25 protein-coding genes are annotated in these 26,573 nt (G+C 38.8%); 12 read left to right on the top strand and 13 right to left on the bottom strand.

Translation table 11 applies throughout. The annotated features are described in order from the left end of the window. Positions 1–22: 22 nt before the first annotated feature. Together EV694_RS06650 and EV694_RS06655 are read left to right on the top strand one after the other, a co-directional pair. On the top strand, positions 23–385 hold the full coding sequence (locus EV694_RS06650; RefSeq protein WP_132690754.1) for a hemocin immunity protein: 363 nt from the start codon (positions 23–25) through the stop codon (positions 383–385). A gap of 26 nt (positions 386–411) precedes the next feature. Continuing rightward, complete coding sequence (locus EV694_RS06655; RefSeq protein WP_243645988.1) at positions 412–1,146, top strand: AAA family ATPase; 735 nt, start codon at positions 412–414, stop codon at positions 1,144–1,146. 5 nt (positions 1,147–1,151) lie between these two features. Here EV694_RS06655 and EV694_RS06660 read toward each other — a convergent pair whose 3' ends face one another. The 5 genes from EV694_RS06660 to EV694_RS06680 all read right to left on the bottom strand — a co-directional run bounded on the left by EV694_RS06660 (position 1,152) and on the right by EV694_RS06680 (position 7,381). Continuing rightward, positions 1,152–2,081: a DMT family transporter gene (locus EV694_RS06660; RefSeq protein WP_132690756.1), complete on the bottom strand. Its 930-nt coding sequence runs from the start codon at positions 2,079–2,081 to the stop codon at positions 1,152–1,154. A 179-nt stretch (positions 2,082–2,260) separates the two neighbouring features. Continuing rightward, complete coding sequence (locus EV694_RS06665; protein ID WP_132690758.1) at positions 2,261–4,024, bottom strand: ABC transporter ATP-binding protein/permease; 1,764 nt, start codon at positions 4,022–4,024, stop codon at positions 2,261–2,263. Between the two features lie 8 nt (positions 4,025–4,032). Continuing rightward, positions 4,033–4,665, bottom strand: coding sequence for a YetF domain-containing protein (locus tag EV694_RS06670; protein ID WP_132690870.1), 633 nt, complete (start codon positions 4,663–4,665; stop codon positions 4,033–4,035). A 5-nt stretch (positions 4,666–4,670) separates the two neighbouring features. Beyond that, a complete protein-coding gene (locus EV694_RS06675) occupies positions 4,671–5,129 on the bottom strand; it encodes a DUF3290 domain-containing protein (RefSeq protein WP_132690760.1) in 459 nt (152 codons plus the stop codon). Positions 5,130–5,203: 74 nt separating this feature from the next. Beyond that, positions 5,204–7,381, bottom strand: coding sequence for a TonB-dependent siderophore receptor (locus EV694_RS06680; protein WP_132690762.1), 2,178 nt, complete (start codon positions 7,379–7,381; stop codon positions 5,204–5,206). A 387-nt stretch (positions 7,382–7,768) separates the two neighbouring features. Between EV694_RS06680 and EV694_RS06685 the strand changes: the two genes are divergently transcribed. The 6 genes from EV694_RS06685 (at position 7,769) to glmS (ending at position 14,430) form a co-directional block, all read left to right on the top strand. Further along, positions 7,769–8,245, top strand: coding sequence for a type III toxin-antitoxin system ToxN/AbiQ family toxin (locus EV694_RS06685; RefSeq protein WP_132690764.1), 477 nt, complete (start codon positions 7,769–7,771; stop codon positions 8,243–8,245). A gap of 141 nt (positions 8,246–8,386) precedes the next feature. Beyond that, positions 8,387–9,337 (top strand): ABC transporter permease, encoded by a 951-nt coding sequence (locus EV694_RS06690; protein ID WP_132690766.1) that lies wholly within the window; start codon positions 8,387–8,389, stop codon positions 9,335–9,337. Further along, entirely contained in the window at positions 9,331–10,119 is a 789-nt protein-coding gene (locus tag EV694_RS06695) for an ABC transporter permease (RefSeq protein ID WP_132690768.1), read from the top strand. The genes EV694_RS06690 and EV694_RS06695 overlap by 7 nt, the downstream gene beginning before the upstream one ends. Beyond that, positions 10,119–11,501, top strand: coding sequence for an ABC transporter ATP-binding protein (locus EV694_RS06700; protein WP_132690770.1), 1,383 nt, complete (start codon positions 10,119–10,121; stop codon positions 11,499–11,501). The genes EV694_RS06695 and EV694_RS06700 overlap by 1 nt, the downstream gene beginning before the upstream one ends. 317 nt (positions 11,502–11,818) lie before the next feature. Beyond that, the gene (locus tag EV694_RS06705) at positions 11,819–12,580 is read left to right on the top strand and encodes a DeoR/GlpR family DNA-binding transcription regulator (protein WP_132690772.1); all 762 of its coding nucleotides are present in this window, start codon (positions 11,819–11,821) and stop codon (positions 12,578–12,580) included. A 17-nt stretch (positions 12,581–12,597) separates the two neighbouring features. Further along, positions 12,598–14,430, top strand: coding sequence for a glutamine--fructose-6-phosphate transaminase (isomerizing) (gene glmS / locus EV694_RS06710; RefSeq protein WP_132690774.1), 1,833 nt, complete (start codon positions 12,598–12,600; stop codon positions 14,428–14,430). Between the two features lie 62 nt (positions 14,431–14,492). Here glmS and EV694_RS06715 read toward each other — a convergent pair whose 3' ends face one another. The 3 genes from EV694_RS06715 to asd form a co-directional block, all read right to left on the bottom strand. After that, positions 14,493–15,404 (bottom strand): mechanosensitive ion channel family protein, encoded by a 912-nt coding sequence (locus EV694_RS06715; protein ID WP_132690776.1) that lies wholly within the window; start codon positions 15,402–15,404, stop codon positions 14,493–14,495. A 69-nt stretch (positions 15,405–15,473) separates the two neighbouring features. Further along, positions 15,474–16,415, bottom strand: coding sequence for an alpha/beta fold hydrolase (locus EV694_RS06720; protein ID WP_132690872.1), 942 nt, complete (start codon positions 16,413–16,415; stop codon positions 15,474–15,476). A gap of 57 nt (positions 16,416–16,472) precedes the next feature. Continuing rightward, on the bottom strand, positions 16,473–17,582 hold the full coding sequence (gene asd, locus EV694_RS06725; RefSeq protein WP_132690778.1) for an aspartate-semialdehyde dehydrogenase: 1,110 nt from the start codon (positions 17,580–17,582) through the stop codon (positions 16,473–16,475). A gap of 341 nt (positions 17,583–17,923) precedes the next feature. On the opposite strand from asd, the gene EV694_RS06730 reads away from it, so the two are divergent. Together EV694_RS06730 and EV694_RS06735 are read left to right on the top strand one after the other, a co-directional pair. Beyond that, positions 17,924–18,610: an ABC transporter ATP-binding protein gene (locus EV694_RS06730; protein WP_132690780.1), complete on the top strand. Its 687-nt coding sequence runs from the start codon at positions 17,924–17,926 to the stop codon at positions 18,608–18,610. A gap of 9 nt (positions 18,611–18,619) precedes the next feature. Continuing rightward, the gene (locus tag EV694_RS06735) at positions 18,620–19,417 is read left to right on the top strand and encodes an ABC transporter permease (protein WP_132690782.1); all 798 of its coding nucleotides are present in this window, start codon (positions 18,620–18,622) and stop codon (positions 19,415–19,417) included. A gap of 53 nt (positions 19,418–19,470) precedes the next feature. Here the strand turns inward: EV694_RS06735 and mscL are convergent, their stop codons facing one another. The 5 genes from mscL to def form a co-directional block, all read right to left on the bottom strand. Then, positions 19,471–19,878 carry a large-conductance mechanosensitive channel protein MscL gene (gene mscL, locus EV694_RS06740; RefSeq protein ID WP_132690784.1) on the bottom strand — a complete coding sequence of 136 codons (408 nt, stop codon included), beginning with the start codon at positions 19,876–19,878 and terminating at the stop codon, positions 19,471–19,473. A 159-nt stretch (positions 19,879–20,037) separates the two neighbouring features. Beyond that, positions 20,038–21,414, bottom strand: coding sequence for a Trk system potassium transporter TrkA (gene trkA / locus EV694_RS06745; protein WP_132690786.1), 1,377 nt, complete (start codon positions 21,412–21,414; stop codon positions 20,038–20,040). A 12-nt stretch (positions 21,415–21,426) separates the two neighbouring features. After that, positions 21,427–22,743 carry a 16S rRNA (cytosine(967)-C(5))-methyltransferase RsmB gene (gene rsmB, locus EV694_RS06750; RefSeq protein ID WP_132690788.1) on the bottom strand — a complete coding sequence of 439 codons (1,317 nt, stop codon included), beginning with the start codon at positions 22,741–22,743 and terminating at the stop codon, positions 21,427–21,429. Continuing rightward, complete coding sequence (gene fmt, locus EV694_RS06755) at positions 22,743–23,699, bottom strand: methionyl-tRNA formyltransferase (RefSeq protein WP_132690790.1); 957 nt, start codon at positions 23,697–23,699, stop codon at positions 22,743–22,745. The genes rsmB and fmt overlap by 1 nt, the downstream gene beginning before the upstream one ends. A gap of 144 nt (positions 23,700–23,843) precedes the next feature. Next, on the bottom strand, positions 23,844–24,356 hold the full coding sequence (gene def / locus EV694_RS06760; RefSeq protein WP_132690792.1) for a peptide deformylase: 513 nt from the start codon (positions 24,354–24,356) through the stop codon (positions 23,844–23,846). 200 nt (positions 24,357–24,556) lie between these two features. Between def and EV694_RS06765 the strand changes: the two genes are divergently transcribed. Beyond that, positions 24,557–25,237 carry a response regulator gene (locus EV694_RS06765; protein ID WP_132690794.1) on the top strand — a complete coding sequence of 227 codons (681 nt, stop codon included), beginning with the start codon at positions 24,557–24,559 and terminating at the stop codon, positions 25,235–25,237. After that, positions 25,234–26,538 (top strand): ATP-binding protein, encoded by a 1,305-nt coding sequence (locus EV694_RS06770; protein WP_132690796.1) that lies wholly within the window; start codon positions 25,234–25,236, stop codon positions 26,536–26,538. Before EV694_RS06765 ends, EV694_RS06770 begins: the two co-directional genes overlap by 4 nt. Positions 26,539–26,573: the final 35 nt, after the last annotated feature.

A 26,573-nucleotide genomic window follows, 5' to 3' on the forward strand; every position in this document is an offset into this window, starting at 1 on the left:
TGACAGGGGAGAAATTGATTATATGGGTGTGATAGGTCCTCATGTAGGTAAAGAGTTAGAATTGATGTTACAGTTTAAGAAAGATCTCGCACTTTTTTATACTGATAGTGAAATTCCAGAAGAATTTTTTCCCTTTATTGATAATGGAACATTTAAAGTGAGATCATTTTCGTTGTCTAATGATGAATTTGATATTACTTATTTTATTATTTTTCGGTTAGAGCATATTAATAAAGCGAAAGAATTAGAAAATATAATAAGATTAAGTGCTTTTCGTATAGATATAGAGGCTGATAGAAAAATCGGTGCTTTGCTTGGTTATCATCCTGATGATATAGAATATTTCGTTCAACATAGTCTTAAATCAATTTCAAATTCAAATTAAAATAACGATTTCTTAAAGGAAAAATCATGGATATTGATGCACTTTTTATTCAAAAAATGGCGTTATTAGCACCGATTGAACAAAATGATTTTGTGAATCATCTTTATCCTATTTATTTTACCAAACCCATTACCTTATTTATTGGCGATAATGGTGTTGGCAAGTCAACCATTCTTGAATCTTTGGCGGTGCATTTGGGGTGTCCTGCGGAAGGTGGCTCAAGAAACTTCAACTTTAAAACGGAAGATACCCATTTGGATTATTCTGCGCAATTAAGAGTAACCAAAGGCTATAAGCAAGCCAGAGATGTCTTTTTTTATCGTTCGGAAACCTTTTATACGTTTATGAGCGAAATGCGTAAGTTAGATAGCGAAGTGGTGGGCGGGGCAAAAATTAATGGTTATTATGGTCATCAAGATTTGCATACCTTGTCCCATGGTGAGTCAATGAAAGCCTTATATCATCATCGTTTTTATCCAGAGAGTTTGTATATTCTTGATGAGCCAGAAGCCGCCTTATCCATACACAATCAACTTCAATTTATTGAGAAAATCATTAAATTAAGCCGAATGGGTAGCCAATTTATTATTGCTACTCATTCGCCATTATTAATGTTAATGCCAGAGGTGGATTTATTACAAATTACCCCGCAAGGGATAAACAAGGTTAATTTTGCTGAAACAGATATTTATTACCTTTATCGTGAGCTTATGTCGGATAAAGGGGCGGATTATTTACAAAGTATTCTTAATCTTGATTAATGGCATTATCCGTAATACCGAATAAACATCACGCCAGTAAGAAGTATCAGGATACCCAATAATTGAATGGGTTTGATTTTGCGTTGTGGTGCATTTAATATTGCAAAATGGTCAATAATTAATCCTCCAATAATCATACCTAATAATGTGGCGATAACAGTTTGTCCTGTGCCGATTTGTGGAACAAGTAAGCTACAACCAAAAACAAATATTCCGCCTAATAATCCTCCTGTCCAAACCCAAATTGGCATATTGTGAACAGGTAATTGACGGAGTTTAGGTAATTTTCCTTGATAGATGACCCATAATAATAAAATCAATGTGCCTACACTAAAGGAAACCCAAGCAGCTTGTAGTGGTGAGTGCAATAAACGCCCTAATTCTCCGTTCACACTGGCTTGAGTAGCGCTGAGCATACCTGCGATAATGCCTAAACTTCGCCATAACCAGATCATTTTGGTTTGTTGATTTGATGAACGGATGAGTTGTCTTAATTCCGGTAATATGACGGCACAAAAAATACCACTCAGTACCAAAATAATCCCAAAGAATTTTATTCCATTAATGGGGTGAACAGGGCTATTAAACCAACCAAATTGATCGATGATTAGCCCCATGATAATTTGCCCCAAAATCGGCATTATGGCGGTTTGTAAGCCGCCTAAATAGGGGAAAAGCAAAATATTAGTGGTTAAAGCGACCACGCCTAACGCCCCACCAATCCATACCCAATAAGGAAAGGAGCTAAGTTGGTTCAATGAGATGTCTGATGAATGGGGATAAAACCATAATAGCAAGCTCAAAAATAACGTCCCAATACTAAAGGAAATTAGCGAGGCAATAAAGGGCGATTCGCTGTAACTGCGTAAACGAGAATTAATCAGTGTTTGTAGTGAAAGCCCCATACCAATAAATATGCCGAAAATGAGTAACATAAATCTTTCTCTTGGTTTATTTGGAATTGAAATGATGATCATTATCCAAAGGGGAGAAAGATTTGTCTAATAACAAATTCTGATATGAGATATATGTTTTATTAATATGGTAGGTAACGCTATGAGTTATAACGAAAATATAGCGATCATATTATTCTTATTAAAAAACTTCTCAAAAATCAACCGCACTTTTCCGTAATATCAAAGCGTTTATTATGGAATTTTTGTAATGTGCCTCGGTGTCCAATGCTGATAATAATGGCTTGTGGCAACTCGGTGCGAATTAAGGAATAAAGCCATTGTTCTGTAGGTTCATCAAGGGCGGAGGTGGTTTCGTCTAAATAAATCACGCTAGGTTGGCTAAGTAATATACGGATAAAAGCCACACGTTGTAATTCTCCAGGGGAAAGGGTGGCTTGCCAATCAAGATCTTGATCAATATGACTCAGGTATTTTTCCAGTTTACAACGTTTCATCATACTGCAAACTTGGGATTTGCTGGCTTGAATATCAGGATAGCAAATAGATTGATATAGGGTGCCTTGTGGCATATAAGGGCGTTGCGGTAGGAATAAACTACGGCAACCACAAGGGGTTTCCACATACCCCATCGTTTCAAAGGGATAAATGCCTGCGATGGCTTTGAGTAGTGTGGTTTTGCCGGTGCCGGACGGGCCTTGGATTAACAGAGCATCACCTGCGTTAAGTTGTAAATTCAGATTAGCAAGCAAGATATTACCGTTTTGGTCTTTAATTCCAAACTGGCAAAGTTTAACTTGGTTGCCACAAGCGGTAGGCTGATAAATTTGGTTATCATCTAATTCGTCAAGTTTAGCGAGAAAGCCTGATAGACGGTTTAATCGTGCTTGGTAAAGGGTAAATTCTTCGTAGAATAAACGGAAAAAAGATAAGGCTCGCATTAGGCGGTTAAAGGATTGTACCGTTTGGTGCATATCGCCAAGGGTAACTTGCCCAGCAAAAAAGCGAGGGGCTTGTAACATTAAGGGCAATAATTTGGCGACTTCCGTTACCCCTGTATTAAAGCCGTCAAGTCCCAACATTTTTAATACGATTTTCCAACGATTTTTAATAATTTGATTGAATTTGTCCTTGAGTAAATGATGTTCTTGTTGTTCACCTGCATAAAAAGCAACGCTTTCAGCGTGATCTCTGACCCGAATAAGTGAATAACGATAGTTACCGCTTAATTTTTCTTTATTAAAGTTAAGTTTAACCAATGGGTGTCCAATCCAGACAGAAAGGGCGGTGGCAATAATAATAAAAATATAAATAAAAAAGACCACGCCTTTAGGTATCGCAACGCCTAATAATACTAATAAACCAGATAATCCCCATAAAATAATGGTAAATTCAATGGTGGACACAATGGCATTAATGACCCCTCGCACCATATCTACGGTAACGGTAATAAATTCTCGTGCGTCTTGCTCGATCCGCTGATCAATATTATCAGGCAAGGTTTTTTCGTATTTTAGGCGGTAATAATTTTTATTCGCAAGCCAACGTTGCAACATTACCGCATTGAGTTTCTCTAACCATTTGATTTCAAAAACTTGACGGACTAAATCGTTGATAATGGAGCGTGTGATATTGACTAACACTAAAAGGGCATTAATCCCCGCAAAGAACCAAAAGGCATTGGCATCTTGTTGTTGTAATGAGCTATATAAGCCATTATAAAAGAATGAATTAAGGACGCTGATACGGACTTCAAGCAAAATCAGCGTCAGCAACAGAACAATCATCAGCAAAATTTTATAGCCACCGCTTTGCTGTACACAAGGGCGGGTAATTAACCAAAATTTTTTGCCGAATTGCGTAGATTTTAATAACCAAGCGGTAAGGCTTAGGGTTAGGCTTACCCAAAAAAGTGAAGAAATTAGCCAATAAAAGCTATCATTAAGTTCCGTTTGCCAGTTCATTTACTTCATTAATCTTCATATAAATGGGTAACGACTTTGCCATCTAAGTATTCGCCAATATAGACTTGATTTAATTTGGTATGTTGTTGCTCCAGTTGTTGCTCAACCCATTGTTCATCTTTACCAATAATATCTAGAATATCATTATCAATTCGCCCAGCGAGAATGAGAGGATAACGTAAACTTTTATCGCCATATTGGATAATAGAAAGTTGACCATTTTGCTCTAATACAGCACGTTTTACAGTAGCAATTTCATAAATACCCGCCGATCTAAGTTTAAACATTAAATCGTGGGCAGAAATTCCATTACGCATACATTCGCCCACTTGAATTTTACCATTCATAATGACCCAAACAGGTTTACCATCAATAATGCCTTTGATTAAATGATTATGGTTTTTAATAAACTTGAGGGAAAAAATCAGCAATGTCCATAATACTAAGACAAGGGAAAACTGTAAAACGCCGATATTATCGTTATAAATTACGCCACCAATAATACCGCCGAGGACATAATTTTGTACTTGATCCATCGCAGAGGTCGGAGCAAGGTTACCTTTTCCCATCAGATTAATTTGTAATACAAGACCAAGAATGCCCATAAGTAATTTTAGGCTGAGTAAATAATAAGATTCGATCATCATTAATGCCCTGTAGTAGGTTGAATGATAGTAATATGAGGATTAACTAAATTAATCGGAGCTAAGGAGTAAGCCGAAAAATCATTATTAAAATGTACTTCATAGTAATTATCTTTAATAGATAAAATCATACCATTAGAGGGGGTGCGGCTATTAACCATAATATCTTGATTATCTATTTGCTGATTATGAATGACCGAGTCTAAAAAAGCGATCATACGAGAGCTATCAGTCGCATAGGAAATATTCAGCGAGTAGTAGTTATATTGCACGCCAAGCAGAAAAATAACGATTAAGAGAAAAATAATACTTAAATCTCGATATTTCGTTTCCATTCTATGGCGTAAATAGAGGAAATTGGCGACTAACATAATAATTAGTGCAATAAAAATAGCGAGATATTTTATATATCCTTGAAAATAGGTTTGGCTTTGTAGGTATAAGTAGGTGTAAAAGTTCATAAATCCTAAATAAATTGATATAAAGGAAGGGCAATATGCCCTTCTATTCCAATCATTAAGTGGTTAATTATAGCTTAAAATTCAAGTTTTGCGGTTAAAAATACTTCTCGTTTATAACCTACTGCCACAGGGATAACATAATCTGTTGCATCTCCTGAGGTTGATGGATAATAGGTTTTATTAAATAGGTTTTTCCCATTTAATTGGAAACTCACGTTTTTACCCGCAATTTTAGTAGCATAATTGATAAAAGCATCAGCGACTACGGCATGAGGAATTTTATAAGTACTGCTATAATCTGAATTATAAGCATTCCAACTACCTAAATAACGAGCCCCACCACCTAAACGGATACTACCAAAACTAAATTCGCCGAGATTATACCCCAAGAATAGCGCAGCTTGATGTTCTGGTACCCCCGAAATTTGGCTGTTTACTGCTAAAGGGTATTCATCATTTTCTAAGGTTTTTGCTCGTGTATAAGTATAGCTAAGAGAGGCACTGAGATTGTCGGTTAATTGTCCATCAATATCTAATTCAACCCCTCTTGAGCGTTGTTTTCCTACAATATAGAGAACATTATTTCTGGTTTCACCAACATTTTTCTTATCAATATTGAATAATGCCAAAGTCGCACTAAGATAGGCATTTTCATATTTGGAACCAATTTCAAAGGATTTACCCTCTTCGGGTTTTAAACTTGAATTAACCGAGGCGGCAATACTATATTGCGGACGGAATGATTCCGCATAGTTGCCATATACTGTCCAGTTTGGCGTAAACTTATACACAGAACCTAATTGATACAATAATTTACCACCATGTTGATCCGTATTGACCGTTAAAGGTAATCCTCGTCCCGCTAATTGATCAAAATATTCATAGCGTAACCCACCCGTAACAATTAATTTATCGGTTAAATATGCGGTATCTTGTAGATAAACACCTACTGTTTTAACATTATTTGTTTGGTTTGTGTTACTTGCTACAGTGTAAGTAATGGTTGGATCGGTATAGATTGGATTATCAATATCAATACTTGATGTACCTGAGTTTTGATAACGTTTTAAATTACGATAATTACGAGTAGCATCAACCCCAATGACAACCCGATTTGCAATATTACCAATCGCAAATTCACCAACCGTATTAATTGATCCTGAATGAACACGTTGATCGGCATCACGAATTGCTTCAATAGTTCGTCTTGCAGTTCGAGTAGTAGTATTAATTTGCGTAATTCTCGCTTGATTATAATCATAAATTGCCCGAGCATAACCATAATCTACATTTAATTTCCAATTATCATTTAAACGATGTTGAATCTTGACTTGAATATTATCTGTTTTACCACTGGTTACATCATAGGGTTCATCTAAACGGCGTTCAATAGGAATATCAGGTAATTGTCCTGTTGAGGTTAATAAATTCGCACCACGATCAAAAGGCTGTTTATAATCTAAATGCTCGTAAGCTACCAATACTTTAGTATTTTCATTTTCCCAAGCTAAGGACGGTGCGTAGGTTGTATTTTTAAACTGCCCAAAATTACGCCAATAATCTTTCTTATTTTTATCATAGATAAAACGATAAGAGAAACCGTTACCCAATGGACCCGTTAAATCTAATTGGGTTCCCCACATATTATGATTACCCACTGTACCACTTAATACATAACGAGGCTGATTAAGGGGTTTTTTGGTAATCACATTAATAACACCGCCTGGATCTTGAATACCATAAAGCACTGACGCAGGACCCTTTAAGACCTCTACGGTATCTGTTGTCGGTCCAAAATTATGAGAAGGACCTGCTTGGATCCCATTACGCATAATGGAATTATCACGATTGCCCCCAAAACCACGTTTTTGAATAGAATCAAAAATACCGCCTAAGGTATTGGCTTGGCTAACACCACTCACACTAGATAAGGCATCGATTAATTCGGTAGGCTGGCGATCTTGTAAAAGCTGTTTGGAAACCACATTCACTGTGGTAGGGGTATCAAGGATAGGCACATCAGCTTTTGACATAATGGACGTTCCTGTAACTTGATAACCATTTTGTTGTAAACCTGTATCAAAGGCATTTTCTGACACTGTAATTTCATCTAATTGATCATCTTTTTCTAACTCACTGACCCTTTGAGTATTAGGGGTACTATCTCCTACCTGATTCGTTTCAGCAAAGGTGGGAAAAGAAATCCCAGCAAATAGGGAAAGATAAATAAGATTAAAACTAAACTTATTCATAAAGACGCTCCTAGGTTAAAGATTAAACAAAAAATTGGCGTGAGTATATAGAAAATCATTCTCAATCACAAGAAAATATTGTGTAAATAATAGTCATTTTCGCGCTATTTAGTGCAAAGGGCGGTGAGTTTTTTGGATTTTTTCGTTATTTTCTCTGTTAATGGCTAAAGGGGTTGCCGTTGGTGATGTACTTTCTTTATAAAGCGCTTGCAATTATTCACTGAAAACCTTATATTGCATACATAGGGCGTAAGCTGCCATAAGTGCTACTTAAATTGGGCGTAAGCTGCCATAAGTGCTACTTAATTAGGTGTAAGCTACCGTAGTGCTGAAAAAAAAGATGCTTGTAGGCATCTTTTTTTTTGATTTAAATTTGAGGAAATAATAATGAGCGATAGACTAAGATTGTATAGGATCTCTGAAGATTACCTTAATTTTTTACGAGAAATTGAACCTAAAATTCCAATGAATAAAGATAATGGTAAATCAAGACCTTTTGTTGGTATCGTTTTTTCTATTAATTCTATGAAATATATCGCCCCTCTATCATCTAAAAGAGCTAAAGGACAAACGGATTTTAAAATTAAAATAGGCGATGAAGAAAAATCTAGTATTCGTTTTGCTTATATGTTCCCTATTGTTGAAAAAGCATTAATTGAAATTGATTATACAAAAGAATATAAATTAGATGAAAAATATACGGCGCTACTTATTAATGAAGATTTATTTATAAATCAACATAAAGAGAGGATTTACGAAATAGCAGCAAAAACTTATAAAAATGCAGTCACTAAAAGATTTAATTTTGAGAAATTCTGTTGTGATTTTGTGAAACTAGAACAAAGAATGGAAACATATCTATAGTTGTCCCAAAAACCACCGCCCTTACCCCAAAACAGAACAGCAACAGCATAAACTTATTTTTTAATGAAAAATAATTAATGCAAAGTATTCTCATCTATGCTACATTGTCCCCCTTTTTGATAACAAATTAGGGGTATTGGCGTGCTAAAGATTATTACAAAACGACTTATCCAACTGCTATTAGTCATTTGGTCAGTAGGCACATTGACCTTTATTCTCACAAGAAGTTTACCCGGCGATATGGCTTATCGTATTGCCGCGAGCCGTTATGGTTATGATCAAACGGATACCGTCGCAGCGGAACTGGTGCGGTCTGAATTAGGTTTAAATTTACCTTGGTGGCAAAGTTATTTCTCTTGGTTAGCGGATTTATTGCAATTAAATTTAGGGAAATCTCTAGTTAGTGGACACCCTGTTTGGCAAGAAATTGGACATCAATTTGGGCATACTTTTGCCTTGGCGATAGTGGCATTATTGCTTTCATTCTTTATTGGACCGCCGTTAGGCTTATGGGCAGCTCGCAAACCTGATGGCTTGGTAGACAAAACCAGTTTATTATTAAGTACGCTATTGCGTTCAATCCCTGCCTTTATTATTGGTATTGGTTTAATTACCCTCTTTGCGGTGAAATTGAAATGGCTCCCCGCCGCGGGCTACGGCAGTTGGATACATTTTATTTTGCCAGCCTTAACCTTAGCCTTAGGGTTAAGTGCCGTTTCTGTGCGGATCAGTCGCCATGCTATGGTGGGCGTAAAACAGACAGAATATTACCAATATGCACAATTAAAAGGCTTAACACCATGGCAATGCTTCTACCGCCATGGCTTACGCAATGTGGCGATCCCTATTCTGGCTTATCATTCCGTACAGCTCATTTATTTAGTTGAAGGGGTTGTGATTGTGGAAAGCCTTTTTGCTTGGCCGGGAAGTGGGCATGCATTAGTCCATGCCGTCATTGCTCGTGATATCCCTCTTATTCAAGGTACCGCATTGATTATGGGGGCAATATTTGTCCTATTAAATATGCTGGTTGATGTACTTACCGCTTTGATTGATCCTCGTATTAATGCCAAAGGAAACGCCCTATGTTAAAAAATTTTTCTTTAGCCCAAAAGTGCGGTCTCTTTTTATTATGTTTGTTACTCGCTTTCGCCTATTTACAACCCTACTTTTACCCAATGGACGAAGCATTGCAAAATCTTAGCAAAACATTGCAAAAACCGACCGCACTTTATTGGTTCGGTACGGATCACTTTGGACGTGATATGCTTGCTCGCCTTGCGGCTGCAATAAGATTATCTTTTTCGCTAATCTTATTATCAGTCAGTGTTTCCCTATTCTTTGGCTTATTATTGGGTATTATGGCAGGCTATTTAGGTGGCTGGGTTGATCGCCTATTGAATTTTATCAGTGAAATTATTATGGCATTGCCGGGTTTATTGTTTATTTTACTGTTTGCAGCCATTGCCCCCGGTACATTTTGGTCTTTATATCTTGGCATTTCCTTAGTGATGTGGGTAGAGTTTTTCCGCATCGTTCGTGCCATTAGCCGAAGCATTGCCACCAGTAGCGAAATTGAATCGTCTCAATTAATGGGAATGGGCTTTTTTTACTGCCTAAAACGCCATTTTCTCCCTAAACTTATGCCAGTGGTGTTTACCCTCAGTGCGTTTTCAGCAGGCAATGCCGTATTGGCATTAGCCACCTTGGGTTTTGTTAATGTAGGGTTAAGACCGCCTACCGCCGAGCTTGGTTTAATGATGACCGAATTATTTCCTTATTACTATGAAGCCCCTTGGATTTTTATCCAGCCTATCTTAACGGTATTTTTATTGGTGCTTAGTTTTCAATTATTATCAGGTAAGGTGCGATAATGACAGTACTTATTCAAACCACTCATTTATCAGTGCAAACAAAATCAGGGGAAGTTTTGGTTGAACCCATTAGCCTTAGTATAAAAAAAGGGAATAATTTGATTATCTTGGGCGAAACAGGCTCAGGGAAAAGTTTATTAGCACAAGCGATTATGGGAGCATTGCCTACCAGTTTAATGGTTCAAGGCGAGGTAGCCATTGAAGGAAAACCACAAGGGCAATGGGGAAAACAAATTGCAATGTTAGCACAAGAACCTACACGCTCCCTTGATCCCACCATGTCCATTAAACAACAAGTTTGGGAAAGTTTCTATTTTGTCGCACAACAGGATAAGGCACAAGCACAGCAAAAAACATCAGAAAAACTGACCGCCCTTGGCTTGGGAAAATTTATGACCTATTACCCTCATCAGCTTTCTGGTGGTATGGCACAACGTGCTTCTTTTGCCATGGCAACAGCTTGCGGGGCTTACATTGTCATTGCCGATGAGCCCACGAAAGGGCTAGACGAACAAAACAAACAAAAAGTTATCCAATTATTAGCCCAAATAGCCCAACAAGGCGGAGCATTGTTAGTCATCACTCATGATATTGATGTGGCTAAACAACTTGGTGGCGATATCATGGTGATGAAAAAAGGCAAACTTTTGGAGCAAGGCGATAGCCAACAGGTACTCTATGCCCCTCATTCCCTCTATGCCAAACAATTAATTGCTGCTGCACCAGAAAATTGGCAAGCAAGACAAAAAAATGTACTCTCTACGCCACCTTTATTAAGCGTAAAAGATTTGAGCGTTGGGCGAGGCAAAGGTTGCTTATTTTCACAACTTAATTTCCATTTACGTCAAGGCGAAGTGCTAGGTTTAGTCGGCGAAAGTGGCATAGGTAAAAGTTCATTGGGAGACACCCTTTGTGGCTTATTAACCCCACGTCAAGGCAAAATCCACTGGCATACTCAGCCTAAACCACAACAAGTATTAAAACTCTATCAAGATCCGCCTTCCGCCTTTGCTGGGAAAATAAAATTAAGTATTTTGCTTGATGATGTGATTAATAAACACCGACTTGATCGCAGCCGTATCCCTTATTTACTTGAGCAGTTAAAACTAAGCCCTGACATTTTGCAACGTACTGCGGAAAATGTATCCGGTGGAGAATTACAACGTATAGCAATTTTACGAGCCTTATTATTTGATCCGATCCTATTATTTGCTGATGAAGTTACATCAAGACTCGATCCCATTACCCAACAAGAAACCATGGATTTATTGGTGGAACAATGCGCTGCTTTAGGTTGTGCCTTGATTATCGTCAGCCATGATCACCATTTAGTAAGACATTATTGCGATCAAGTGATTGATTTAACGGATTATAGAACATAGTGTGAATAGGATTACAGTTAAAATATAGTCGTTCCAATTTAAAAATGATACAGCGTTGGTACGTCTCGCCGTACCGCTTTGTCTTATTTTAACGTAGAGCGACTAGAATTTTTCTAGGGGGAATTTCTTTGTTTACTTTCTTTGTGTAAGTAAAGAAAGTAAACCGCACGAATATGCTGAAATATATTTGTGGCAGAAACAAAATCGAAAAAATCTCAAAAACCCACCGCACTCCACCCAAAATAATTTTAAACCCTCTTTACATCTAATATTTTCCCCTATAGAATTTCGTTTCAAAACTTAACCGAAATAAAAATATGTCAAAACGTAACACTCAACAACGCCGTCATACCATTATGCAACTTTTGCAAGAGCAAGGGGAAGTGTCCGTAGAGCAACTTGTGAGCTTATTTGATACCTCTGAAGTAACTATTCGTAAAGATCTGAGTGTGTTAGAAAGCAATGGTTTTTTATTGCGCCGTTATGGTGGGGCGGTTTTAATGCCCAGTGAATTATTATATGAACCTCAATCTCAACATCTTTCGAAACAAAAGTTAGCCATTGCAAAAGCGGCCGCAGAGCGTATTCGTGATCATAATCGTATTATTGTGGATAGTGGCAGTACAACGGCGGCATTAATTAGCCAATTAAATCATAAACAGGGTTTAATTGTGATGACAAATTCTTTATCGGTGGCAAATGAATTATCCGCTTTGGAAAATGAGCCGACTTTGTTGATGACAGGGGGAACTTGGGATACTCGCTCGGAATCTTTTCAAGGTAAGGTGGCGGAGCAGGTGTTGCGTTCTTATGATTTTGACCAATTATTTATTGGTGCTGACGGTATTGATTTGGCTCGAGGTACAACGACCTTTAATGAGTTGGTGGGGTTAAGTCAAGTTATGGCGGAAGTGTCGCGAGAAGTGATTGTGATGGTGGAATCACAAAAAATAGGGCGAAAAATGCCGAATTTGGAATTAGCTTGGCAACAAATTGATCGGTTAATTACTGATGATTTGTTGGATAAAGAAATAAAAAAACAAATAGAAGCACATCATGTGGAAGTGATTTGTGCCTAAACATTAAGGATTAAATTATGTGTGGAATAGTGGGTGCTGTGGCACAACGTGATGTAGCAGAAATCTTAATTGATGGGTTACATCGTTTAGAATATCGTGGCTATGATTCAGCAGGGGTGGCGGTTTTAGATCAGCAACATCATTTGCATATTGTTCGCCGACTTGGCAAAGTGAACGCCTTAGAGGAGGCCCTTGAGGCACAACCTTTGTTGGGGGGGACGGGGATTGCTCATACCCGTTGGGCAACTCATGGTGAGCCGTCAGAAATCAATGCTCACCCTCATCGTAGTGGCAAAATTGCGGTGGTACATAATGGTATTATTGAGAATTATGAGCAACTGCGTACACAATTACAGCAACAAGGCTATGAATTTGTTTCACAAACGGATACTGAAGTGATAGCCCATTTAGTGGCTCAGCAATATGCTCAAACCCATAATCTATTAAGTGCGGTGCAAAATTCTGTAGAAAAATTGCGTGGGGCTTATGGTATGGTGGTGATGTTACAAGATGATCCTGATCACTTGGTGGTGGCACGTTCTGGCAGTCCTATTGTGATAGGATTGGGTGTGGGAGAAAATTTCATTGCTTCTGATCCTCTCGCATTATTAAGTGTTACTCGCCGTTTTATTTATTTAGAAGAGGGGGATATTGCCCAAATTTCTCGCCGTCAAGTGGCGATTTGGGATAAAACGGGGCAACAAGTGGAACGTGAAATTCACGAGGGGAATTTTGAAACTGATGCGGCGGATAAAGGGCAATATCGCCACTATATGCAAAAAGAAATTTTTGAGCAACCTGTCGCCATTATGAATACCCTTGAGGGGCGTATTGCTAATGGTAAAGTGGTGTTAGAGGCGATTGCGCCTCAAGCACAACACATTCTCAGCAAGGTGGAACATATTCAAATCGTAGCTTGTGGTACTTCCTATAATGCAGGTATGGTAGCTCGCTATTGGCTTGAGGGGATTGCTGGGGTAAGTTGTGATGTAGAAATTGCATCGGAATATCGTTATCGCCAGTTCGTTACCCGTCCTAATAGCCTATTAATTACCCTTTCTCAATCGGGGGAAACGGCGGATACTTTAGCGGCATTAAGGTTAGCGAAACAAAAAGGCTTTATGTCTGCCATGACCATTTGCAATGTTGCCAGCTCATCATTAGTACGTGAATCGGATTTTGCTTTTATGACACGAGCTGGGGTAGAAATTGGGGTCGCCTCAACCAAAGCCTTTACCACACAATTAACCTGTTTATTATTATTAACCGCCGCCCTTGGACGTTTAAAAGGCAATCTTTCTGAACAACAAGAACAGCATATTGTCCACGCGTTGCAACGTTTGCCTGCTCAAATTGAGCAAGCCTTAGTGTATGATAAAGCGATTGAAAAACTCTCGGAAGATTTTGCCGATAAACATCATACCCTCTTTTTAGGACGTGGCGAATATTACCCTATTGCCATGGAATCAGCGTTAAAACTTAAAGAAATTTCTTATATTCATGCAGAGGCTTATGCGGCAGGCGAGCTAAAACATGGCCCTCTCGCCTTGATTGATAATGATATGCCTGTGGTGGTGGTTGCCCCTGAGAATGACTTGCTGGAAAAAGTAAAAGCCAATATTGAGGAAGTGCGTGCAAGAGGGGGGCAGCTTTATGTGTTTGCGGATGAGGGAGCAGGTTTTCAACCAAGTGAAAGCATGAAAACCATTTTAATGCCTAAGGTGGATATGATTACAGCCCCTATTCTTTATACAGTGCCATTGCAGTTATTGTCTTATCATATTGCCTTAATTAAGGGAACTGATGTGGATCAACCACGTAATTTAGCGAAAGCGGTAACGGTGGAATAAGATTTTATTGTCGTTTCAATTTAAATGATACATTAAATTGAAACGACGATAAGGTTATAGAATTATGCTGACTTTTTATTTACCGTAATTTCATCTGGGAAGTGAATATCCACTTGATCATAAGGAATCGCGATATTTGCTTTATCAAATTCTAATTTTACTTGTTCGGTAATATTGTAATAAACTCCCCAATAATCCCCAGTTTTTACCCAAGGGCGAACAAATAATTGCACGCTGCTTGTGGCTAAAGCGCCTACTGCAATTAAAGGTTCTGGCGTAGTTAAGATACGTTCATCTTGTTTTAAGCATTGTGCAATAATGGCTTTGGCTTCGGCAATATCTGCCTCATAAGCAATGTCAAAGATGAGATCAATACGGCGAGTCATATTTTTAGAATAATTGGTAATTTTATCCGCAAGGATTTTACCATTAGGCACTAATACGGATTTATTATCGCCAGTACGTAGCTCAAGGGTAAGCAATCCCATTTGGCGTACTGTTCCTGCTGTGCCACCTGCTTCAATATAATCGCCTTTACCAAAAGGCTTGAAGATGAGTATCATTACTCCTGCGGCAAAGTTTTGTAAGGAGTTTTGTAGGGCTAAACCTACAGCTAAACCAGCGGCACCAATTAATGCTACTAATGAGGCGGTATTGATACCAAGTTGTGATAATGCCGCAATAATGGTCATTAATAAAAAGAGAAAATAGGAAATAGACACCACAAAGCCTTGTAACATTTCATCACGCGTAGAACGAAATGCAATTCTTCCCATCACTTTACTTAACCAGCGAGCAAACATTTTGCCGATAAAATAGATGACAAAGGCGAGTAAAATTTTGGTGCCATAAGGAATGATGTAATCAAAAATTAAGGTGTTCATATCGAGATTTTTTAAGATATGCAAAAATTCTCGTGTTTCTGCTTGAATATTTAGATTTTGTAATTGTTCAGTGCTGTTTTCTGTGCTCATTCTATCCTCTTTTATTTAATGGGCGAGATGGTTGATTGAGCGGCATTGTATAGATAATTTTGTTGCTGTTCAATATGCAAAGAAGTCACTAATCCGTTTTATTATAGGAGCTCGAATTTTATCTTGTTCAAAAAGAATTTCGTGTTTCGCTTGGGAAATATCTTGTAATTGTCCTTGTGGTAGAAGGGCGGTCAATTCTGGCAATGTTTTGTTATTCACCACTTTGTCTTTTTCAGCTTGTAAGATCATTATTGGGATCTCAATACGAGGTAAAATAGTATTAAGTTGTTTAATTGCGATGGCGGAGAGATGTAGCCAACGGAATGTTGGGCCGCCAAGACGTAAATGATGATATTTGCGTTGGATACGATTATGCCAGCATATTCTCGTACGGCAGGTGCTTAAAGGATTACTTTTTAGGTTTGCAGGTTTATAGCCCTCTTTACCAAAAACATAGCGCTTTCCTTGTCCGCATAACATCATAAGATTAATGAGCAATTCATCACGATAAGGACGAGGATAAGGGATAGCAAAAAAGGGAGAGGAAAAAACGGCTTTGTTAATATGATGGGAATAATTGGCTAAGTAGAAACTGCTAATCAATGCTCCCATTGAATGAGCCAGTAAATATTGTTGTGGGTAAGGATAAAGGGCGGTCACATTTTCAATTAAATTTGCCATATCTTCCACATAAAAGCGGAAATCATCAATATAGCCTTTGTGTCTCTCTTTTAATAAGCGATCTGAATAACCTTGTCCACGATGGTCAAACAATAATACATCATAACCTTGTTGATAAAAATCATAAGCCACCTCTGTCCACTTGAGAATATTTTCTGCGCGTCCATTTGCGACAATCAGTAGTTTGGTTGCCCTCTCTGTATGAATAAAATGACGATAAGCAATGTTGATCCCCTTTTTGCCTTGAAAATATTGCAGGGGAAATTGCTCCGCAAAAGGGAGTAAGGTTTGTAAGGCGAATTGGGAAAAATGGCTATCAGGCTTTTTCATTGTCAAAAATAAGGGCGTATTGCTACGCCCATTATGGCTTAAGGTACTAAAACGAGATTAAACTAATTGGGTAAGAATACGGCGAATAGGTTCTGCCGCACCCCATAATAATTGGTCGCCAACGGTAAAGGCGGCTAAATATTCAGGTCCCATATTTAATTTGCGTAAACGACCAACAGGCACGCTCAGTGTTCCTGTGACTTTTGCTGGAGTTAATTCACGCAATGTGGTTTCTTTGTCATTTGGAATAACTTTAACCCATTGATTATGGCTGGCAATAATTTGCTCAATTTCAGCCAATGGCAAATCTTTTTTCAATTTAATGGTAAAGGCTTGGCTATGGCAACGCAACGCCCCGATTCGCACACATAACCCATCAACAGGAATCGGATTATCACTTAATCCTAAAATTTTATTGGTTTCCGCATAACCTTTCCATTCTTCTTTAGTTTGTCCGCTATCTAATAATTTATCAATCCAAGGAATTAATGAACCGCCTAATGCTGCACCAAAATTGGTCGTTGGGAAATCATCAGCACGCATTGTGCTAGTTACTTTGCGTTCAATGTCTAAAATGGAAGCCGCGGGATCGGCTAATTCTGTTTGTACTGCATCACGCAATAATCCCATTTGCTCAAGCAATTCACGCATATTTTTTGCCCCAGCACCACTTGCGGCTTGATAAGTAGCAACAGATACCCATTCCACCAAATCTTTTTCAAATAAGCCACCAATTGCCATAAGCATTAAACTGACGGTACAGTTACCGCCCACAAAGGTTTTGATCCCCTGTTGTAATCCTTCTGTAATCACGTGTTGATTGACAGGATCTAACACAATAATAGCGTCTTTTTCCATACGCAATGCAGAAGCGGCATCAACCCAATAACCGTCCCAGCCAGCGGCACGCAATTTTGGATACACCGCATTGGTATAGTCGCCACCTTGACAGGTTACAATAATATCTTGGCTTTTTAATGCTTCAATGTCATTGGCATCTAACAATACGCCAGCCTCTTTACCAGCAAAGGTTGGTGCTTTTTGTCCTGCTTGTGAAGTCGTAAAAAAGGTTGGTTGAAGATTAGCGAAATCATTTTCTTCTACCATACGATCCATTAATACCGAGCCAACCATACCACGCCAGCCCACAAAACCCACTTTTTTCATAATATATTCCTTATGGTTAAACGTTAAAAAATCGATGTTTGCATAGAGTTAACTAATTACAAGATATAGAGGATAAATGCAAGTAGTTTTTTGATTTTTAGCAAAAGGTGGTTTTTATTTATTCTTTTTTATATGGTTATTAGGAGAGTAGGTATTTTTATGATGTAAAGTTATTATTAAAGTGCGGTGCATTTTAAGATTTTTTCCATAAGTTTGCTGATAAACCGAAATGAGAAGAATTTGCTAAAACCAAATTCAGTAAAAATTGCCGTATAATATCAGCACCTTTAATAATATAAGCGTCTCACTTTAAAGAGTGGGCGACTATAATTGGAAAAATTATGCACAGATCCACCTTACTTTCTACTCAAAACCTCAGCTATCAAACCAGCGATGACCGTATTCTGTTACACCCAACAAATATTCGTGTTAATCAAGGGGATCGGATTGGTTTACATGGCTTATCAGGCAGTGGTAAAAGTGTTTTACTGCGTACCCTTGCTTTATTAAATTGCCCCTCTAGTGGCGAAATTTATTGGCAAGATCAACCTATTTCACAGCTTAGTGGTAAAGCAGTACAACAATATCGTACCCAAGTGGCTTATGTTCAACAGCAAGCTAATCTCATTAATGGTAGCGTAGAAGACAATCTACGCTTACCTTACCAATTAGCCGTCTATCATCAACAACAGGCTGATCCACAACAATGGTTGAAAATGTTACAACAGATTGAACGCAAAGAGGATTTTTTACGTCAAGAAAGCGAAAATCTTTCGGGAGGCGAACGGCAATTAGTTTGCCTAATGCGGATATTACAACTTTCTCCTCAAGTTTTATTATTAGATGAGCCTACTTCTGCCTTAGATCCTGAATCAACCCAGCAAGTGGAACAACTCATCAATCATTGGTTACAAAATAACCCTCAACGAGCTTACATTTGGATTTCACATAATCCAGATCAATTACAACGTATCGCCAGCCAGCAATGGAAAATGAACGCTGGTAAACTTTATTTTGATGAACCTTAAGGAAAGATTATGCATAATATCAGTGCTTGGGATTTAGCTATCGCCTCTATTTTAGTTTGTATTAGTCTCTTTATTTCAACCCTACTGCGATTAGGATTAACCAAACAAATTATTATCGCTGCATTACGCACAGTGATCCAACTTAGTGCTATCGGTATGATTTTAAAATATATTTTTGCCACCGATGATCCTCAATGGATTATGGTTATTGTGCTTATTATGACCTTAGTGGCAGGTTTTTCCGCTGGCGGAAGAAGTCGTTATCATTATCAAGGCTTGCGTTATGATGCCTTATTGGCGGTTTGGTTAACATCTTGGTTAGTTGCCTGTATCGGGTTATACCTTGTGTTACGCATTGAACCTTGGCATTCGCCACAATTTGTTATTCCTATTTTAGGTATGATTTTGGGCAATACCCTTAATGCTGTGGCATTAACCTTTAACCGTATTACTCAAGCTCTTGCAGATCAACGTAGTAACATTGAAATGTATTTATCTTTAGGGGCAACCCCTTGGGAAGCCTTTCGTAGCCTTGCACGTCAATCAATTAGTGCGGGTATGTTGCCAACCATCAATAGTATGACAGTGGTCGGTATTGTTAGCCTACCCGGTATGATGACAGGACAAATCCTTGCAGGAGGTGATCCAGAACAAGCGGTACGTTATCAGATTATTGTGATGTTCTTTTTATGTGCTGCTGCAGCCTTAGGAAGTATGCTTGCGGTTTGGTTTACCTTTAAACGCTTCTTTGATAAAAAAAGCTGTTTTTTATATCAGCGTTTAATAACAAAATCTCATCGTGAATGATGCTAATTTAAGCGATAAAAAGCAGTGTTTAACACTGCTTTTTTAGTCTGAAATTAACTACGATTATCTTTTAATAAATCACGAATTTCGGTAAGTAATTTTTCTTCTGTGGACGGTTCTGCAGGTTTTTCTTCTTCTGCTGGTGTTTCACGTTTTAATTTATTTAAGGCTTTAATCATCATAAAGATAGCAAAAGCGATAATAATAAAGTCAAAAACTGTTTGGATAAAGGCACCATAATTTAATGCTACCTCAGGGGTATCGCCCACAGCTTGTACTAATACGACTTTTAGGTCTTTAAAATCAACATTGTCTGTGAGTACCCCTAATACAGGCATAATCACGTCTGAAACTAATGAACTGACGATTTTACCGAATGCGCCACCAATGATCACACCCACTGCCATATCAACGACATTACCACGCATGGCAAATTCGCGGAATTCTTTAATAAAACTCATAAAATTTCCTCTAAAGTTAAATGATTGTTAAGTCCGGGCGTATTATAGAGGCTTTATGGGATAAGTACAGTAAAAGATAAGATTATCGTTGTCCCAATTTAAAATATTATGAAAAATAAAGAAAAAATAGACCGCACTTTGGTAGGCGGTCTTTTCTTTTTAGATAAAAAACACTGAAGGCTGGAATAATCTTTCAATCTCGTTGACATATTTTTTGTCGCTAAGATAGACAATAACGTGATCATTTTCTTCGATAATGACGTTTTTTCGTGCCATTATGACCTTATTTTGCCGTAAGATCGCACCAATCACTGCCCCAGTGGGTAATTTTAGTTCGCCAATGCTACGTCCAATCACATTTGAGGTATTGCTATTGCCATGGGCAATGGCTTCTAATGCTTCGGCAAAACCGTGGCGTAGGGAAGCGACTTTAACAATATCCCCTTTGCGCACGTGGCTTAATAAGGCGGAAATCGTGGCTTGTTGTGGCGAGATAGCAATATCAATAGTCCCACCTTGCACTAAATTAATATAAGCCATACGCTGAATAAGCACGATGACTTTTTTCGCCCCCAGTCGTTTTGCTAATAAAGCGGACATAATATTGGCTTCATCATCACTGGTAACCGCTATAAAAACATCAATATTTTCAATATGTTCTTCAAATAAAAGGCTTTGATCCGAAGGGTCGCCACAAAATACTAAGGTTTTGTCTAATTTCTCTGCCAGAAATGCGGCACGTTGTGGATTGCGTTCAATCACTTTAACATAACAATGATCTTCTAATTTCTTGGCTATGCCACTACCAATATTACCACCGCCTGCAATCATCATTTTTTTATAGGCTTTTTCTAAGCGTTGTAATTGGCTCATAATGGCTTTGATATGCTCGGTGGCACAGATAAAGGTGATTTCATCGCCAGCTTCAATAATGGTTGAACCTTGCGGACGAATGGTTTTATCATTGCGTAAAATGGATAAAATACGACAATCAATATGAGGTAAGTAATCTTTCATCGCTGAAATGGCGTTGCCAACTAAGGGGCCACCATAATAGGCTTTGACTACCACGATACTAATGGCATTTTCCGCAAAATGAGCAACTTGCAATGCCCCCGGATAATCCACAAGTCGGACAATATCTTCGGTAACTAATTTTTCAGGGGAAATAACGTGATCGATCGGGATCACATCAGGCTGAAATAATTTATTTTTCTCACGAATATAATCGGCTTGGCGAATACGAGCAATTTTGGTGGGAATATTGAATAAGGTATAAGCAATTTGACTGGCGATCATATTGGTTTCATCGGAATTGGTTACCGCCACTAATAAATCCGCATCGGAAGCACCAGCCTCACGCAAAATCGTTGGTGAGGATGCCATACCCATAACTACACGCAAGTCGTGCTTTTCTTGTAAATTGGTGAGGCGTTGTGGATTGTTATCTACCAAGGTAATATCGTTGTCTTCGCTCACTAAATTTTCAGCTAGGGTTGTGCCGACTTGACCCGCTCCGAGAATAATGATCTTCATAGTTTTACCTTGTTATCCTACCCGTTTGCGTAATTTTGCATAATAAAAGCCATCGCCCCCTTCCGCTTGAGGAATAAATTGAAAGCCAATTTGTTGGCTTGGAGTAAAGGGGAGAGGCATTAATTCTGCGTCTTGATGTTGTTGTAAAAACTGGCTAATTTGTTCTTCGTTTTCTTCGCTTAATAAGGAGCAAGTGGCATACAATAAAATGCCATTGGGTTTTAAGCGTTGCCATAAGGCATTAAGAATTTGTCGTTGTAGCTTGACTAAAGGTGCAATATCACTGGCTTGACGTAACCATTTTATATCAGGGTGGCGACGAATAACACCTGTGGCAGAACAAGGGGCATCAAGTAAAATCCGATCGAATAAGGGTTTAGTTGCAGAAATTTGCTTAAACCAACTGTCAGGTTGGCTCGCATCGCCACAAATAAGCTGTGCCTGTTGATGTAAACGCTCAAGATTTTGCTTTACACGAGCCAAGCGTTTTGGCTCTATATCCAAGGCGATTACCTGTGCCTGTGGTGCTAATTCTAAAATATGGGTGGTTTTGCCGCCAGGAGCAGCACAAGCGTCCAAAATAAACTCGCCATTTTCAGGGGCTAATAGCAAGCCTGCCCACTGGGTATGAATATCTTGCACCGTTGCCCAACCCTCCGCAAAGTGTGGGAGATGATTGACCGCCAACGGCGTGGCAAGCCGTAAGGCTTGTGGGTGTTCGCCAGCATAACTGGGTTCAGTCAATAATTTCTGGTAACCAGTAACATCGCTATATTGCGGATTAATGCGTAACCACATAGGCGGTTTTTGATTATTGGCATCAATAATCTCACGCCAGTTTGGATAACGTTGTTTTAGTTTATTGACTAGCCATTCTGGGTGCAATGTTTGCCAATGTTTATCCACTTGTGCAAGAATTTCGGATTGTTCACGCAAAAAACGGCGTAACACACCATTAAGTAACGCCCGAAAATGGGTAATGTTGAGGGCTTTACTGACATTAACGGTTTCGCCCACAGCGGCGTGCATAGGAATACGGGTGTATAAAATCTGATAAAGCCCCACCAATAATAAACAATGCACGATTCGTGTTTTATTTTTTAAAGGTTTTTGCACTAAATGCTGAACAATTTGCTCTAAACGTGGCAGAACACGGCAAATGCCAAAAGTCATTTCCTGTAATAAAGGTAAATCTATGGCTTTTACCTTTGTTTGATAATCTGGCAATAAGGTAGATAAAGATTGTCCCTTATCCAACAGGTGCAACATCATTTCAGCGGCAGCAGCACGCACAGGAAGTGCGGTGGATTTTGACGAAATTTTTTTCATTAACTTAATACCTTACCCACATTAAACCAATCCGCACGCCCATTTAACAAATCCGCTACTGACATCGGCTTTTTGCCAGCAGGTTGCAGTTGTTGGATATTTAATACCCCATCAACGGTGGCAATTTGAATACCTTGCTTATCTGCTTGCACAATCGTGCCTGCGGGTTGATCACAATGAGGAAGAACCGTTGCTTGATAGACCTTTAAGGTTTGAGGATTACTCTGAGCATCTTCCGTATGAAAATAACTCATAGGCCAAGGGTTAAAGGCACGAATACAACGCTCAAGCTGTTGAGCGGGCAAATGCCAATCCAATTTAGCCTCTGTTTTGCTTAATTTTTCCGCATAACTGGCTTGATTACCCTGTTGAGGTTGAGGGATAAATCGGTTTTGCCCAAGTTGATCTAGCACCTCAATTAACGCTGGTGGCGCCAGTTTAGCCAGCTTGTCGTATAAAGAGGCAGAAGTCTCATCAGCATTAATGGAACAACTGACTTTATGTAGCATATCGCCAGTATCTAAGCCCTCGTTCATTTGCATAATGGTTACCCCAGTTTGAGGATCGCCAGCCCAAATTGCTCGCTGAATAGGGGCGGCACCTCGCCATTTTGGCAATAACGAACCATGCACATTTAAACAACCAAAAGGAAACATTTGCAAGACTGCAGGAGGCAAAATTAAACCATAGGCTACCACCACCATCACATCCGCTTGCAAGCGAGCAAGTTCTGCTTGGGCATCAGCGTGGCGCAAAGATTTCGGTTGATAAACAGGTAATTGATATTGTTGCGCCAATGTTTTTACCGCACTGGCTTGCAGTTTCTTACCACGTCCAGCAGGCTTATCAGGTTGGGTATAAACTGCGACAATATGATGAGAAGTATTTAATAAGGCTTGTAAATGTTGAGCGGCAAAATCAGGCGTGCCAGCAAAGATAATTTTTAATGGTTTCATATGTAATACCTAAAGTGCTACGTTATGGAGAAATATCATCGTCCCACTTTAAAATAATACAGCGTTGGTACGCCATATTTTTCAAATCAAAACGACTAACTTTGGAAAACCCAAAGATTTCCCAAAGTGCGGTATGTTTTTACTTTATTTTTGGCGACTTAATTGTTTTTTCAATTTCAGCATTTTCTCTTTAATCCGTTGCCGTTTTAGGGGCGACAAATAATCAATAAACAACACACCATTAAGGTGATCGATTTCGTGCTGAATACAAATGGCTAATAAATCTTCCGCCTCAAGGGTAAATGGCTTACCATTGCGATCTAACGCGGTTACCGTTACTTTTTGCTTACGCGGGACTAAACCACGAAAACCAGGGATTGACAAACAGCCTTCTTCAATCCCTGTTTCGCCCGAGCTTGCCACAATTTCTGGATTAATTAACACTAACTGTTGCGTTTTATCGCCCTCAAGATCAATGGTAATAATCCGCTGTTGAACTGCCACTTGTGGGGCAGCCAAACCAATGCCCTCTTGTTCATACATAGTATCAAACATATTATCCACAATGGCTCGCACTTCATCATTAACCTCAGCCACAGGCTTTGCCACCGCTCGCAACCCCTCATCAGGGTAAAGCACCACATCTAATATACTCATAATAATCCTTGTTATCTTGTTGATAAAATTCGTTCGATTATTCTACTTTATTTTTATTTTGTTGCCTAACAAATTGCGAGGTTATAGGGGATAAATGGGAGAATATAGGCAGTATTAATGGATTATAAAGGAATATATATTATTTTCACTTAGGATCTTTATAATGTAGTTTACAATAATAAAACACAACCCCAAATATTATGCGTATTTTATTAATTGAAGATGATGAAATGATTGCCACTGTGGTGGTGGAAAGTTTAAAAGATTTTGGTTATGCGGTGGACTGGGTTAAAGACGGTAAACAGGCGGAGCGAGCTTGGTTGGATTTAGTTTATGATATGGTTTTGTTGGATTTAGGCTTGCCGCAGCAAGATGGTTTGCAGGTGTTAAATAAGGTTAGGCAGGCACGCAATGATACTCCTGTTATCATTATTACCGCTCGTGATGATATACAAAGTCGTTTAGCTGGTTTGGACGGTGGGGCTGATGATTATTTGATTAAGCCCTTTGATTTAGCCGAATTGCAGGCACGTATGCGGGCAATTTTACGCCGTCATCATCAACAAACACAACCCAATCCCACGAACGGCGAGCTTACCCTTGATCCTCAAACCTATCAAGTTTATATTCATCAGCAAAATGAAACTATCTCTCTGACTAATAAAGAATTTTTGATTTTACAAGCCTTGGTGTTGCGAGCGGGTAAAATTTTTTCTCGAGCAGAATTGGAGGATAAACTCTATGGTTGGGGCGAGGAAGTGGAAAGTAATGCGGTGGATTTTTTGATCTATGGTTTGCGTAAGAAAATTGGTAAGCAACACATTAAAAATGTTCGTGGCGTAGGTTGGTTAGTCAATAAGGCACAAGGGGAAAACCGATGAAAAATTCCATTAAAAACCAATTAAGCGTGGCGATTATCAGTTTGTTATTGCTCACTTGTGGCGTGAATACTCTGGTCAATTTTTATGATGTTTTGCAGGAAACTCTTGAGTTACAAGATAAAACTTTAAAAGAGGTCGCTTATTATCTTGATCCACAAGTGAATGTGTATGCCGATAAAAACTTGTCAAATGCTCAATCAGAGCTTTATATTGAAACTTCAGCCACTCCGCCAGCTAAGCGATTATTGGATATTACGGCTCAACAAGCCTCAGGATTTTACGATTTTCAGCATAATGACGACAGTTATCGCTATTATTTAAATGTGAGCGAGCGGGGCTATGTGGTGGTAATGCAAAATAATGCTTATCGTATTGCCTTGGCGGTTGATGTGGCATTGGATAATGTTGTGCCATTTTTATTGCTTATACCCTTGCTGACAGGGGCGATTATTTGGTTGATTAAACGAAAAATGGGGCAGGTTAGTCAATTAGCTGAACAAATTAGCCAGCGACAAGGTTTAGATTTAACCCCCATTGCAAAGGACAATATTCCTGATGAAATTCAAGGGTTTATTTATTCTATTAATCAATTATTTCAGCGAACGGAACGATTAGTTCATCAGCAACAACGTTTTATTGCGGACGCTTCTCACGAAATGCGTACGCCGATGACCGCTTTATCTTTACAAGCGGAACGGTTAAGCCAACAGGCGTTACCAGCAAACTTGGTAAAGCCTATTCAGCAATTACAACAAGGTATTCAGCGTAATCGCCATTTAATTGAACAGCTATTAACCTTAGCTAAAGTTCAGCTTGATGGGCATAAGGTAGCGGAAAGTGCGGTGGATTGTCAGCAATTATTTAAGCAGGTAATTGAAACCCTTTTGCCTCTCGCCCAACAAAAAGAGCAGGACTTAGGGGTAGCGGGGCAAGCAAATTGGCGTATTTATGCCAATGAAACCGAGTTATTTACCTTGTTAAAAACCTTGACAGACAATGCGTTACGCTATACTCCAAAGGGAAGTCAAATTGATCTTGGCGGTTATCTTGAGGGGGAAAATATGGTGTTTTTTGTGGAGGATAATGGCGAAGGTATTGCTCCCGCAGAGCGTGAGCGGGTACTTGAGCCTTTTTATCGTGTATTGGGGACACAACAGCAAGGTTCAGGATTGGGGCTTGCCATTGCGCAATCTATTGTTCAACGTTACGGCGGTCAGCTATTGTTATTGGACAGCCAGCAATTTTCTTCAGGTTTATTGGTGAAAATTGTATTGCCCAAGAATATTGCTTCCTCAATTTAACGTAAGTTTGCTAATTCTTAGCTAATTTTTCCCCC

The organism is Volucribacter psittacicida (genome assembly GCF_004339025.1).
In the GTDB taxonomy this organism is placed as follows: Bacteria; Pseudomonadota; Gammaproteobacteria; order Enterobacterales; family Pasteurellaceae; genus Volucribacter; species Volucribacter psittacicida.